The 12,687-nt window shown below is 64.6% G+C and carries 12 protein-coding genes; 1 reads left to right on the forward strand and 11 read right to left on the reverse strand.

The window, feature by feature from the left end:
- From LB545_RS00005 to LB545_RS00020, 4 genes are all read right to left on the reverse strand, one after another.
- The coding region (locus tag LB545_RS00005; protein WP_140577977.1) for an MBL fold metallo-hydrolase at positions 1-994 on the reverse strand (994 nt) is incomplete at its 3' end.
- Positions 994-2,070, reverse strand: a complete 1,077-nt coding sequence (locus LB545_RS00010; RefSeq protein ID WP_224704178.1) for an ABC transporter ATP-binding protein — start codon at positions 2,068-2,070, stop codon at positions 994-996. The genes LB545_RS00005 and LB545_RS00010, both read right to left, overlap by 1 nt.
- Entirely contained in the window at positions 2,058-3,761 is a 1,704-nt protein-coding gene (locus LB545_RS00015) for an ABC transporter permease (RefSeq protein WP_140517918.1), read from the reverse strand. The genes LB545_RS00010 and LB545_RS00015 overlap by 13 nt, the downstream gene beginning before the upstream one ends.
- A gap of 78 nt (positions 3,762-3,839) precedes the next feature.
- Positions 3,840-4,826 (reverse strand): ABC transporter substrate-binding protein, encoded by a 987-nt coding sequence (locus LB545_RS00020; RefSeq protein WP_140525497.1) that lies wholly within the window; start codon positions 4,824-4,826, stop codon positions 3,840-3,842.
- A 263-nt stretch (positions 4,827-5,089) separates the two neighbouring features.
- On the opposite strand from LB545_RS00020, the gene LB545_RS00025 reads away from it, so the two are divergent.
- Positions 5,090-6,067, forward strand: a complete 978-nt coding sequence (locus LB545_RS00025; RefSeq protein WP_140500629.1) for a sugar-binding transcriptional regulator — start codon at positions 5,090-5,092, stop codon at positions 6,065-6,067.
- 18 nt (positions 6,068-6,085) lie between these two features.
- Here LB545_RS00025 and LB545_RS00030 read toward each other — a convergent pair whose 3' ends face one another.
- The 7 genes from LB545_RS00030 to LB545_RS00060 all read right to left on the reverse strand — a co-directional run bounded on the left by LB545_RS00030 (position 6,086) and on the right by LB545_RS00060 (position 12,651).
- The gene (locus tag LB545_RS00030) at positions 6,086-6,454 is read right to left on the reverse strand and encodes a hypothetical protein (RefSeq protein WP_140561611.1); all 369 of its coding nucleotides are present in this window, start codon (positions 6,452-6,454) and stop codon (positions 6,086-6,088) included.
- Between the two features lie 114 nt (positions 6,455-6,568).
- Positions 6,569-7,963 carry a pyruvate dehydrogenase complex dihydrolipoamide acetyltransferase gene (locus LB545_RS00035; protein ID WP_140561609.1) on the reverse strand — a complete coding sequence of 465 codons (1,395 nt, stop codon included), beginning with the start codon at positions 7,961-7,963 and terminating at the stop codon, positions 6,569-6,571.
- Positions 7,964-7,966: 3 nt separating this feature from the next.
- Entirely contained in the window at positions 7,967-8,965 is a 999-nt protein-coding gene (locus LB545_RS00040; RefSeq protein WP_140558466.1) for an alpha-ketoacid dehydrogenase subunit beta, read from the reverse strand.
- Positions 8,965-9,993: a thiamine pyrophosphate-dependent dehydrogenase E1 component subunit alpha gene (locus LB545_RS00045; protein WP_140500625.1), complete on the reverse strand. Its 1,029-nt coding sequence runs from the start codon at positions 9,991-9,993 to the stop codon at positions 8,965-8,967. Before LB545_RS00045 ends, LB545_RS00040 begins: the two co-directional genes overlap by 1 nt.
- Positions 9,994-9,995: 2 nt before the next feature.
- Positions 9,996-11,324, reverse strand: coding sequence for an NAD(P)H-dependent oxidoreductase (locus LB545_RS00050; RefSeq protein WP_140525493.1), 1,329 nt, complete (start codon positions 11,322-11,324; stop codon positions 9,996-9,998).
- 245 nt (positions 11,325-11,569) lie between these two features.
- Entirely contained in the window at positions 11,570-11,746 is a 177-nt protein-coding gene (locus LB545_RS00055) for a hypothetical protein (RefSeq protein ID WP_224619737.1), read from the reverse strand.
- A 116-nt stretch (positions 11,747-11,862) separates the two neighbouring features.
- Positions 11,863-12,651 carry a 3-hydroxybutyrate dehydrogenase gene (locus LB545_RS00060; RefSeq protein WP_140561607.1) on the reverse strand — a complete coding sequence of 263 codons (789 nt, stop codon included), beginning with the start codon at positions 12,649-12,651 and terminating at the stop codon, positions 11,863-11,865.
- Positions 12,652-12,687 lie beyond the last annotated feature (36 nt).

Raw genomic sequence — 12,687 nt, forward strand, 5'->3', positions numbered from 1 at the left:
GGGTGGGCATGCGCACCCAGTCCGCCCGGCCGGCCTTGTGCAGCAGATCGCCGGGGGAGCCGGACGGCAGATGCCCGGTCAGCAGAACCGGAAAGCCGGCCCGGTCGGCGCGCGGCAGCAGGCGGGACGAAGGCCCAGCCTCGCCCATGCCGTCATCGGCCAGCAAGGGCAGCGAGGGCAGCGGGTCGGCGTCGGTCCAGTCTGCGGCACTACCCAGCCGCAAGCGCAGCATCTCGGATACGCCAGGAAGCAGCGCTGAAGTGGCGGCGATCTGCGCTTCGAGCGAAGCACGCATGCCGGCGTGGATGGCGAAGGGTCCCGGCAAGGCCGCGATCAATTCCAGCGACCGCCCCGACAGCGGCGTCGGCAGAAGGCATCCGTTCGAATGGCGCGCCACCCAGCCCGAAATGGCCTCGGCGCGCGCCGCACCCGGCACGGGATCGGCGCCATAGGACGCGTCGAGAACGAGAAGATCGCATTCGGGGATCGCGTCCATCACGAAGACATTGCTGTCCGGCACCACGTCGGCCGAATAGACGACGCGGCTCTTGCCATCGTCGACGGCAAACCAGACGCCGCCGACGACATGTCCCGACCTCCCCGTCCTGACCGTGAGATTGCCGCTCTTCAGCAAATCGCCGGGTTCGAAAATCTCGATGCGATCTTCCGGAAAGGGAAATCGCTTGAGATCCCCGGGATCGGCATAGCCGGCGAGCGTGGCCGGAGCCTCGGCGCGGGTTTCGGCCGTCATGAAAATCGGACCGGCATAGCCGCGCGACAAAAGCCAGCTCAGAGCACCGACGTGATCCTCGTGCGCATGCGAGACAAACAACGCGTCGATGTCGGCGATCGACCCGTCAAGTGCCGGATAGTACTCCGCCCCTGTGGCGCCGACCTTGATGCCGATATCGAGCAGGATGCGATCGTTTCCGCTGCGGACGGCAACGCTGGTGCGGCCCTTTTCGCCGAAGCCGCCGGCCAGGTCCAGCTTCATCACGACGCCGCCTCCGCCGGGATCAGCCAGCCGGACTTAATGCGCAGGCGCGCCTGGGCTCCGCTCTCCAGCACGACCGGGTCGGGCTGCCCGAAATGCAAGGTAAGATCAGGTCCTGCGGAAGGCGTAAATTCGATGCGCGCCGAGCCACCCTGGTAGATCACCCGCTTGACGAGGCCATCGAAGCCGGGGCCGTCCGGCGAGACGTCGAGATCGGCCGACCGGCAGCAGATCCTTGCGCCGGCGCGCGGCCGCTCGCCTGCCCGGCAGCGGACGACCAGCTCGGTTCCGAGAACCCGGACCTTGCAATGACCGGCTTCCTCGGCGTTCAGCACGTCGGCCGGAAGCAGAATGCCCTGTGAAATGAAGGAGGCCACCATTTCATTCGCCGGCTCATGATAGAGCTCGCGCGGCGTCGCGAGCTGGACCAGGCGACCGTGATCCATCACCGCGATGCGATCGGCCAGCGCCATGGCCTCGGCCTGATCGTGGGTGATGTAGACGATGGTCGTGCCGGTGCGCTTGTGAAAGGCGGCGAACTCGTCCTCCATCGAGGCCCTGAGATGCACGTCGAGATTGGCGAGTGGCTCGTCGAACAATACCAGCGAGGGCGCGGCGACCAGGCAGCGCGCCAGGGCCACGCGCTGGCGCTGGCCGCCGGAGAGGTTGGCCGGCCTACGGTCTCCTAACCCCTGTAGATTGACCAGGGCCAGCGCGTCGGCAACCTTCTGGCGGGCGACCGCCTTGTCCAGCTTTGCAACCTTGAGCGAATAGCCGATGTTCTCGGCGACCGTCATGTGCGGCCACAATGCGTAGTTCTGGAAGACGATGCCGACCCGCCGCTTCTCTGGTGGAACGCTGCCGCCTGCACCCGACACGACCTCGCTGCCGACGCGGATTTCGCCCGACGTCACCTTCTCGAAGCCGGCGACAAGCCGCAGCAACGTCGTCTTGCCGCAGCCGGAAGGCCCGAGCACGGCAAGGAATTCGCCGTCGCCGACATCGATCGAAACGTCCTTGACCGCATCGAACTCGGCGAAGCTCTTGGTCACATGGTCCAGGGTCAATCGCGCCATGGCAGAACTCCACTCGGAAGATGAGGGGCAAGCAGGTTGGTCACCAGCATCAGCACGAAGGTGACCGCGACCGTGATGACGGACATCGCCGCCGCGTAGTTGGAATCGCCGCCCTGTTCGAACGAGAACATCACCACGCCGATTGTCTCGGAACCCGACGACCACAGCAGCGCCGAGACCGTGAGCTCGCTGAGCGCCGTCATGAAGATCAGCAGGCCGCCGGCGATCGCCGCCGGCGCCACCAAAGGAAAGACGATGGTGCGCATGCGCGTGAACAGGCCGGCGCCCGCCACTTGTGCAGCCTCCTCCAGCGTCCGGTCGATCTGGTGATAGCCGCTGATCGTCGGCCGCAAGGCCAGCACCAGGAAGCGGGCGAGATAGGCGTAGAGGATGATCCAGACCGTGTTGTAAAGCTGTATGCCGGTCAGCGGGATCGGCCGCAGGAACAGCAGCAGCGATGCGATCGCGAGCACCACGCCGGGCAAGGCATAGGGCAGTTCGACCGAAAGATTGAGCAGCCGCACCCAGCGCTGCTTGCCCCAGGCAATGAGATAGCCGATCGGCACGGCGACGAGGACCGCGAAGAACGCGGCGGCGATAGACAGCCAGAAGCTGTTGAAGAAGGCGCGGCTGGCGGCAGCGTGCTCGAACAGCACGAAACGGTAATTGTCGAGCGTCGCCGTCTTGGCGCTGAGCGCGATGCCGTAGCCGGGAACCAGCGACGTCAGCACCAGCCCGAACAGCGGCAGGAACAACACCAGCACGACCAGCAGCCACATGCCGGCCTGGACGACCGGACGCCAGCGGCCAAGCTCGTAGGGCTCGGCGGGCAGCGAGGTGGAGCTGATGCGGTAGTCGCGGCGCCGGCTCATGACCTCCTGGGCGATAATACCGGCCATGGCGATGATGCCGATCAGCACCGACAGGAACGCCGTCTCGCCGAGCACGGCCGGCCCGCCGCCGGCCAGTTTTTGATAGATCAAGGTCGGCAGCACGAGATAATTGGCGGGAATGCCGAGAAAGGCGGGAATGCCGAAATTGCCGACGCAGGACACGAAGGCCAGTGCCGCTGCCGCCATGATCGACGGTGTCATCAGGGGTAGCACGATGGTGACGAGCACGGTGAACCAGCTCGCGCCGCCGGCTCGCGCCGCCTCGACCAGTTCGCGCGGCAGCTTGCGCAGGCCAGCGCGCACCAGCAGGAACACCAGCGGGCCATACTGCACGCCGAGCAGCAGGATGATGCCCGACGTGGAATAGAGCGGGTTCTTGGTGCCCAGCGGCGGTGCGGCGCCGAACAGCTTGAGGAACGGGCTGGCCGGTCCGAACAGTTGCAGCCAGGCAAGCGCCGTGACCTGCGGCGCGATCATCAGCGGCATGACGTAGCAGAGCACCAGCGCGCTTCGGCCGCGTATGTCGGTCAGCGTGATGAGCACCGCCACCAGCGTTCCCGACAGCACGGCAAGCACCGTGCCGCCTATGCCGACGACAAGCGTGTGCCAGGTGGCGATCCAGGTCGCCGGGCTTCTCAGTCCAGCCTCCAGGGCCATCGTCGACACCGTGCCGCCGGGTGCCACGATTTCCTTGATCAGGCGCAGCATCGGCAGCAGGGAGAGCAGCACGATGACGACGGCTACCGCCGCCGTCAGGACCATTTCCTGGCCCCGGCTTTCCCTGATCGTTGATGGCATCGTTGCTTTCCTGAAATTCGACCAGCGCGCAGTGGGGATGCCGCCGAAGCGGCATCCCGGCCGGATCGCCGAGCCTTGTCAGCCGCCGAACAGTTCCGAGAACTTCGCCTTGTCGGCGTCGGTCTTGGCGACGATTGCCTTGGTGTCGAACGACATTACCTTGACCTTGACGCCTTCCGGCAGCCATTCGGGCCGGCCGACCGAGGCCCGTGCCGGCAGGTAGCCCATCGAAAGCGCCAGCTTCTGGCCTTCGTCCGAAAGAATGAAGTCGACGAACTTCTTGGCGCCGTCGACATTCTTGGCCGTCTTCATGATCGCGACCGGTTCGGTCACGGCCGGAACGCCTTCCGAGGGGAACACGAATTCCACCGGCGAGCCCTTCTTCTTGGCGTTCATCGCCATGAAGTCGACGAGGATGCCATAGGGCTTCTCGCCTGATGCCACGGACTTCAGCACCGCGCCATTGCCGCGCACGCTGACGGTGTTGTTGGCCTTCAGCTTCTGGAAGAAATCCCAGCCGTAATCGGCATCGCTGGCGAAACCCGAAAGCAGGTAGGCGGCGGCACCTGAATAGAGCGGGCTCGGCATGACGAGACCATCGGCATAGGCCGGCTTGGCGAGATCGGCCCAATGCTCGGGTTTTTGCGCAGCCGCGGTGTTGTAGACGATGCCGGTGGTGATCAGCTTGCTGCCGAAATAGGTCTTGTCGGCGTCGTAAGCATCCGGCTCGATGCCGTCGAGCTTTGCCTCGGGATAAGGCAGCAGCCGGCCATCCTTCTTCAGCAACTCCATCGAGACCGCATCGGCGATCAACAGCACGTCGGCCTGCGGGCTGCCGGCGGCGAATTCGGCCGCCATCTTTGTGAGGATGTCGCTGGTACCGGAACGATAGATTGCCACGTCGATGCCGGGCTGCGCCTTCTTGAAGGCCTCCACGGTCTTGGCCGCATCGGCTTCCGGCTGGGATGTGTAGAGCGTCAACGTTTCGGCACTTGCCATGCCGGCAAACAAAGTTGCCGCGAGCGCCAGCTGGCTGCCCAGCAGCTTGATGAATAGCGTCTTCATAAGACCTCCTGTCCTGTCTGTGCACGACTGGTCCGGCCCCGGCCGGTTCCCTGTCTCTTCCTCCCTGCACGGCGCATATGACTGGTGGATGACACAGCGCGTGAGATATACAGAATATGTTCATATGTTCGATGTCAATTACAAATGAACAAAAATGTGCAACAATCGACACGCCGGACATCCGGTGCCAGTTGACACGCGGCCGGCCTTTCTCCGAAGAGGCGATGCGGGGCCCAGGCCAAGGCTCATGAGGACGAAAAGCGATGCCCGTGGAAAAACCGAGACCGGCCCGCTCCGGATTGCCGATGGTGTCGTCGGATCTCAACGTCAAGACGGCGTGGCTCTATTATGTGGAGGGCTTCACGCAGGAGCAGATCGCCGAGAAGCTCGATGTCTCCAGGGTTAAGGTCATGCGCACGCTGGCCGCGTGCACGGCCGAGGGCATCGTCGTCACCATGATCAACGCGCCGACCGCCGAACAGGTGGCGCTCGAACGTGCACTCGAGAAGCGCTGGGGCCTCGATGCCGCCGTCGTCATCCCGACGCCTTCGGCGCAAGACCACCTGGAGAAGGCGATCGGCCACGCCGTGGCGGCCTATCTCGGCGAGCAGATGCAGGACGGCATGACGCTGGCAATCGGCGGCGGCGCGACCCTGCATGCAAGTTTGGGCTTTCTCGCCCGCCGGCAGCTGAAGCACGCCTCGGTCGTGGCGCTCGTCGGCAGCCTGCCGCATTCGCAATGGATCAATCCGTCGATCGTCGCCGCCAAGGTCGCCGATGTCTTCGAGGTCGACAGCTACCAGATCACTGCGCCGGTGACGGTCGACAACCCCTCGCTGCGTGACCTGCTCTGGGCGCAGCCGGCGCTGCAGGACGTGCGGCAGCGCGCTGCCGCCGCCGATATCGCGCTGCTTACCGTCGGCGACATGTCGCCGGACGCGACCATCTTCCGCCACGGCATCGTGCCGTCGTCGCTCATCGCGTCGCTGAAAGCGAAGGGCGCGGTCGCCAACATGCTGTGCTATTTCGTCGATGCCTCAGGCAGGCTGGTCGACCACGAAGTCAACGGCCGCGTCATGGCCATCGACCTCGATGTCGTCGGCCAGGTGCCGAATGTCGTGCTGGCCGCCGGCGGAAAACGCAAGGTGGCCGCGATCCTCGCCGCGCTGAAGGCCGTCAGCACCAATGTGCTGATCACCGACAGCGATACGGCGACGGCGCTGCTGGCAAAGGCTGGCTGACGCTGCTTCCAGTGCCGCTTAGATCAGGCCGCGTTCGCGCAAGAAATCCTCGACGCCGACATGGGTCATGGATTCGAATTCGGCGATCGCCTCGGCCACCCGCCTGCGCTGGGCCGCCAGCAGCGTGAACACCTGCTTCATCTCGCCGGAAACGCCGAAGCGGCCCCAGCGCTCCGCGATATGCGCAGGCAAGCCGATATCGGCGCAGAACGCATCCAGGCTCTCATAGCCGAGACTGGCGACGAGTTGCTTGGTTTCGTCCCCCGACATACGCGGCTCGAAAGCGTGATCGTGCAGGCGCTGCGCCACCAGCTTGATGTCGGACGGAGACGCGCCCATCACCTTGCCGAACAGGGTCTTGACGTCGGATGGATCGAATGCGGGCATGCGGACCTCCCTTGATCACAGTCCACCTGAAACATGGGCGAAGGGTTCGCGCCTGACAAGTCGATTCTGTGGTGAGCCGGCGCATCATTCGACGCCTCCTCACGTCAACGTGACCTACACCAGCATGCCCATCGGGTTCTCGATCAGCTTCTTGAAGGCGACCAGCAGTTCGGCGCCCAGCGCTCCGTCCACGGCGCGATGGTCGGTCGACAGCGTCACCGACATCACCGTGGCGATTTTGATCTCGCCGTTCTTGACCACCGCCCGCTCCTCGCCGGCGCCCACTGCCAGGATCGTCGCATGCGGCGGGTTGATGACGGCGGCGAAATCCTTGATGCCGAACATGCCAAGGTTCGACACCGCCGTGGTGCCGCCCTGATATTCCTCGGGCTTCAGCTTGCGGCTGCGCGCGCGGCTGGCCAGGTCCTTCATCTCGTTGGAGATCACCGACAGCGTCTTTTCGTCCGCATGCCGAATGATCGGCGTGATCAGGCCGCCGGGGATCGAGACGGCAACGCCGACATCGGCATGCCTGTGCTTGACCATGGCGCTTTCGGTCCACGAGGCATTGGCATCCGGCACCGCCTTCAGGGCCATGGCCATCGCCTTGATCACCATGTCGTTGACCGAGAGCTTGTAGGCGGGCGCCTCGCCCTTGTCGGTCTTCTTTACCGGTGCGGCCACATTGAGCTGCGTGCGCAGCGAAAGCAGCGCATCGAGCTCGCAATCGAGCGTCAGGTAGAAATGCGGGATGGTGGTCTTGGCCTCGACCAGCCGCCGCGCGATGGTCTTGCGCATATTGTCGTGCGGGACGAGATCGTAGGAGCCTTCCTCGAACAGGCGCAGCACGTCCCCCTCCCCCTTGAAGAGAGGGTGGCCGGCCGCAGGCCGGTCGGGTGGGGTTGCTTCGACGGGGCTCGGCGCAAAAGCGGTGCCTCCTGAGACGACCCCCTCCGTCCGCTTCGCGGACACCTCCCCCTCGAGGGGGGATGAGAGTACCGCATCGATATCCGCCTTCACGACGCGGCCATGTGGGCCTGTGCCTGGTATGCCGGAGAGATTCAGTCCTGCTTCACGAGCCAATCGACGCGCCAAGGGTGTAGCGCGGGTTTTCCCCTCCCCCTCGAGGGGAGGGTGGCCGGCCAAAGGCCGGTCGGGTGGGGTCGGTTCGACCGGGCTCAGCGCGATGGCGGTGCCTTTTGAGGCAACCCCCTCTGTCGGCTTCGCCGACATCTCCCCCTCGATGGGGGAGATTGGCGCATAAGTCTCGCCCTCGGCATAGATCCACGCGACCGGTGCGCCGACGGGGATATCGACGCCTTCCTTGCCGGAGACATCGCGCAGGATGCCGCTGGCCGGCGCGTCGATTTCCATCGCCGCCTTGTCGGTCTCGATCTCGAACAGCACGTCGCCCTTCTTGACCCGGGCGCCTTCCTCGGCGAACCAGCGCGAGATCTGTCCGGTCGCCATGTCCATGTCGACCTTGGGAAGAATGACTTCGGTCGGCATGTCTCAGCGAACCCCTCTCACGAGGTCGCGGGCGGCGGTGATGATGCCGGGAACCTGCGGCACCGTCGCCTTCTCCAGCTCCGGATTGTACGGGATCGGCGTCTCCGCGCCGCCCAGCCGCACGATCGGCGCGTCGAGATAGTCGAACGCCTCGCTCTCGGCGATCATGGCGCTGACCTCGGCGCCGATGCCCAGCGTCTTGACCGCTTCGTAGACGCACATCAGCCGCGACGTCTTCTTGACGCTGTCGATGACGGTCTGCTTGTCCATCGGCCGGATCGTCCTGAGGTCGACGACTTCGACGTCGATGCCTTCCGCTTCCAGCGCGGCCGCGGCGTCGAGCGCCTTCTGCACCATGATCGAGGTGGCGACGATGGTGAGATCGCGCCCTTCGCGGCGGATATCGGCCTTGCCGATCGGCACCGTGTAGTAGCCTTCCGGAACCGGGCCCTTCATCTTGTAGAGCAGCTTGTGCTCGAAGATCATCACCGGATCGGGATCGGCGACGGCAGCCAAAAGCATGCCCTTGGCATCGTGCGGCGTCGCCGGCTGGATGACCTTTAGGCCCGGCACATGGCCGAGCCAGGCCTCCAGGCTCTGGCTGTGCTGCGCGGCGGCACCGGTGCCGGAACCGGCGGGAAAGCGCATCACCACGGGAACGGAAACCTCACCGCCCAGCATGAAGCGCATCTTGGCCGCCTGGTTGACGATCTGCTCCATGGCGAGCGTGGCAAAGTCGGAGAACTGGAACTCGAAGATCGGCCGCATCCCGGTGAGGGCCGCACCCACCGCGACACCCGCGCCGCCCAGTTCCGAGATCGGCGTATCCATCACCCGGTCCGCGCCGTAGCGCTCGACCAGATCGCCGGTCACCTGGAAGGCGCCGCCATAGACGCCGATGTCCTCGCCCATCAGGAAGACGCGTTCGTCCATGTCCATGGCGATCGCCATGGCTTCCTGGATCGCCTGGGCGTAGCTCAGTTCACGCACCATCGCGTCCATCACGCCTGCTCCGTATACACGTAATTTCCGGTCTCGCTGACATCAGGCGACGGGCTCGCCTTGGCGAACTCGATGCCGTCGGCGATTTCCTTGGCCACCGCTTCGCGGATCGCCTCGATGCCCTTGTCGTCAATGAACCCGAAGTCGCGCAGCTCGCTTTCGAACAGGGTGATCGGATCGCGGTTCGACATCCAGTCCTCGATCTCCTCCTTGGTGCGATAGCGGTTGCGGTCGCTCTTGGAATGGCCGCGATGGCGGTAGGTCTTGGACTCGATCAGCGTCGGCCCCTCGCCCGCGCGTGCGCGCTCGACGGCCTTGTAGGACGCCTCGGCGACCTCCGAAAAAATGTTGCCGTTGACGATGACGCCGGGCATCGAATAGGCGGCGGCGCGCTCGGCGATGTTCTTGACCGCGGTCGAGCGGGCCGTCGACGTCGACATGCCGTAGCCATTGTTCTCGCACACGAAAATCACCGGCAGCTTCCAGATCGCCGCCATGTTCAGCGCCTCGTGGAAAGCGCCCTCATTGTTGGCGCCGTCGCCGAAGAAGGAGACCACGACCTTGCCGGTCTTCATCATCTTGGAGGAGAGCGCCGCCCCGACGGCGATCGGAATGCCGCCGCCGACGATACCATTGGCGCCCAGATTGCCCTTGGCCACGTCGGCGATGTGCATCGAGCCGCCGCGTCCCTTGCAGTAGCCGGTGGTCTTGCCGAAGAACTCGGCGAACATGCGCTTGACCTCGGCGCCCTTGGCGATGCAGTGGCCGTGGCCGCGATGCGTCGAGGTGATCTGGTCATCCTCGCCGAGCGGCATGCAGATGCCCATGGCGCTGGCTTCCTGCCCGATCGACAGATGCATGGTGCCGTGGATGAGGCCGCGCGTGTAGCTCTCCTCCGCGCCCTCTTCGAAGCGGCGGATGAGGTACATCTTGTAGAGCACCTGTCTGAGCTGCTCGGCGCTGTACTGGCGATAGACGAAGGGCAGGTTGGCGCGGCTGTCCGCGACGGCTTTGCTGGCTGCGGCCATGATCACACCTCCACGGTTCCGTAGACGAGCTTGTCCTGGCGCGCGCGCAGTTCGGCGATCTTGGAGCCGGGAGCCGGGGCGGCATTGGCGTAGGTGATGAGCTCGCCCTTCTTGATCGGCGCCGTCACCGAACCGCCTTGCAGCAGACCGCAGGGAATGGCCCTGGCGGCATGTGCTTCCGGCGCCGTCATGATCCAGGCGCGGTAGCAATATTCGCCGATCGCATCGAGCTTCTCGCCCGGCTTCATGTCCTTCTTGGCCACGGCTGCGACTTCGGCCACCGGCTTTGCCAGCGGCACCATGTCGGCCTTGCCGTAGAGCACGACGCGGGCGCAGGTCAGGGGCACTTCGAGCGAGGTCAGATGGTAGGGCCGATGGAAGGTGAAGTACGGGCCCTTGCCCATCTTCAAATCTTCCATGCGCTCCGAAATGCGCGGATGCGACATGTCGGCGACGACGAACACGCCGGGCGCGACACCCTTGCCGATCGAATAGTCGACGACGCCGACCTTCGACAGCACGCCGCCGTCCTTCTGCGGCACCAGCACCTTGGACAATTCGCCGAGCGTCGCCGCCGGACCATGCATGCCGGCCTTGTCGGGCACCAGCCCGGTGGCGTTGGCGATCGCCGCCATCTCGACCATGGTCTTGGAGCCGTCGACGAACTCGACCAGCATACGCACATTCATGTGCCGGCGCTTGGCTTCCTCTTCATAGTCGGGCGGCGTGGCGTCGATGTTGAGCGGATTGTTCTTGCCCTTGCCGGCGGCGACGATCGGATGGCCCATCGCCGAGACGAATTCGATAAGCTCCATGCAGGAAGACGGCTCGTCGCCGGCGCCCAGCGAATAGGTGACGCCGAGCCGGTCGGCCTCGCTCTTGAGATAGGCGCCGATGGTGACGTCGGCCTCGACATTCATCATCACCAGGTGCTTGCCGTGCTCCATGGCGCGCAAGCCGATCTCGGCGCCGACGGCGGGAACGCCGGTGGCGTCGATGACGACGTCGATCAGGTCATTGTTGATGACCAGGCTGGCGTCGTTGGTGACCGCCACCTTGCCGGCCTCCATGGCGGCCGTCATCGCCGAGGCGTTCGACACTTCGCGCGCATGCCCGGTTTCCTGGAAGGCGATATCCACGGCCTTGCTGGCGGCGGGCAGGTTCAGCTCGGAAATGGCGCCGATCTCGATGCCGGACATATGGGCGACGCGGGTGACGATGTCGGTTCCCATCTCGCCCGAACCGATCAAGCCGATGCGGATTGGCTTGCCCGACTTGGCCCGCACCTCGAGATCACGGGCAAGGCCCGTCAACGAAACATTGGAAGCCATACCGCTCATTCCTCCCGTAATGCTGCTATTCAATCACCTGACGGGTATTGAACATCTGTATTTCTGTCAAGACTAATGTCCAGATTCGTAGCACTTTTGTACCCTTTCCAGCATCACGAGCAAGGTGGGAAAACCGGCAAATCCGACAACCAAACGCTCGCGACGGTTCGACGCATTCGGGCCCGGAAAAACTTCAACCGTGAGCGCGCTTGATGGCGAGAGAAGGGGCGCCCCCTGCTTAAGTGCTAGCCAACCGGAAAATCGTGGAAATGGATGATGGTGCTGACCGGAATGCCGCGCCATTTGCCGGCGATCAGCCGGTGGACACGTCCGGCGAAGATGTGACGGACACTGCCATGGCGTTGGAATAGCTCTTGAAGGGCATCGGCGTCGGTTAGCGTGACCTCGTCGAGCACCGGCATGTGGATGCCGAACGGCGGGTGGTGCATAAACAGGAGGACCGACCGGTCCGGTGCCTCTTGCAACCGCTTGCCGGCGCCTGCGGCATCAGCCGGGAACAGAACGCCTCGCCTGGGCTTTACTGTGCCGTCCAGCCGCCGTCCATCGGCAAGGTCGTGCCGGTGATCTGCCTGGCTGAATCCGAGCACAGGAACAGCGCCAGGGCGGCAAGGTCCTCGACGGCGACGAATTCCTTTGTCGGCTGTGCGGCCAGAAGCACATCGCGCTTGACCTGTTCCTCGGTCATGCCGCGCGCCTTCATGGTGTCGGGAATCTGCTTCTCGACCAGCGGCGTCCAGACATAGCCGGGCGCGATCGCGTTGACGGTGATGCCGTCCTGCGCGACTTCCAGCGCCACCGTTTTGGTCAGGCCTGATATGCCGTGCTTGGCCGAGACATAGGCGGATTTGAACGGCGAGGCGACGAGCGCATGCGCCGAAGCCGTGTTGATGATGCGGCCCCATTTGCGGCTCTTCATGCCAGGCAGCGCCGCTTTTATCGCGTAGAAGGCCGACACGAGGTTGATGCGGATGATCGCTTCCCATTTGTCGTCCGGGAATTCCTCGATCGGCGCGACATGCTGGATGCCGGCGTTGTTGACCAGGATGTCGAGGCTGCCGAACGCCTCTTCCGCCTCATGCACCATGGCGCTGACCGCCGCGCCGTCCATCATGTTGGCGTCGGAGTAGCGGCATTTGACACCGAAATCCTTCTCGATGCCGGCGCGCTCCTGCTCGATGGTCGTGGCGTCGCCCAGGCCGTTGATGGTGAGATTGGCGCCTTCGGCGGCGAAGGCGCGGGCGATAGCCAGGCCGATGCCGCTGGTCGAGCCGGTGACGAGGGCGTTTTTCGAAGACAGGGAAGCCATGGCGATCTCGCGAGAAGTGGGAGGGAAGATGACGAT

This window comes from Mesorhizobium sp. BR1-1-6 (assembly GCF_020165355.1).
Taxonomy (GTDB): Bacteria; Pseudomonadota; Alphaproteobacteria; order Rhizobiales; family Rhizobiaceae; genus Mesorhizobium.

Bases quoted from the DNA above. Each gene is read 5' to 3' on its own strand.
- LB545_RS00020 (WP_140525497.1), bottom strand. From the start codon at position 4,826: ATGAAGACGCTATTCATCAAGCTGCTGGGCAGCCAGCTGGCGCTCGCG.
- LB545_RS00040 (WP_140558466.1), bottom strand. From the start codon at position 8,965: ATGGACGCGATGGTGCGTGAACTGAGCTACGCCCAGGCGATCCAGGAA.
- LB545_RS00050 (WP_140525493.1), bottom strand. From the start codon at position 11,324: ATGGCTTCCAATGTTTCGTTGACGGGCCTTGCCCGTGATCTCGAGGTG.
- LB545_RS00025 (WP_140500629.1), top strand. From the start codon at position 5,090: ATGCCCGTGGAAAAACCGAGACCGGCCCGCTCCGGATTGCCGATGGTG.
- LB545_RS00055 (WP_224619737.1), bottom strand. From the start codon at position 11,746: ATGCCGGTGCTCGACGAGGTCACGCTAACCGACGCCGATGCCCTTCAA.
- LB545_RS00010 (WP_224704178.1), bottom strand. From the start codon at position 2,070: ATGGCGCGATTGACCCTGGACCATGTGACCAAGAGCTTCGCCGAGTTC.
- LB545_RS00060 (WP_140561607.1), bottom strand. From the start codon at position 12,651: ATGGCTTCCCTGTCTTCGAAAAACGCCCTCGTCACCGGCTCGACCAGC.
- LB545_RS00035 (WP_140561609.1), bottom strand. From the start codon at position 7,963: ATGCCGACCGAAGTCATTCTTCCCAAGGTCGACATGGACATGGCGACC.
- LB545_RS00030 (WP_140561611.1), bottom strand. From the start codon at position 6,454: ATGCCCGCATTCGATCCATCCGACGTCAAGACCCTGTTCGGCAAGGTG.
- LB545_RS00045 (WP_140500625.1), bottom strand. From the start codon at position 9,993: ATGGCCGCAGCCAGCAAAGCCGTCGCGGACAGCCGCGCCAACCTGCCC.
- LB545_RS00015 (WP_140517918.1), bottom strand. From the start codon at position 3,761: ATGCCATCAACGATCAGGGAAAGCCGGGGCCAGGAAATGGTCCTGACG.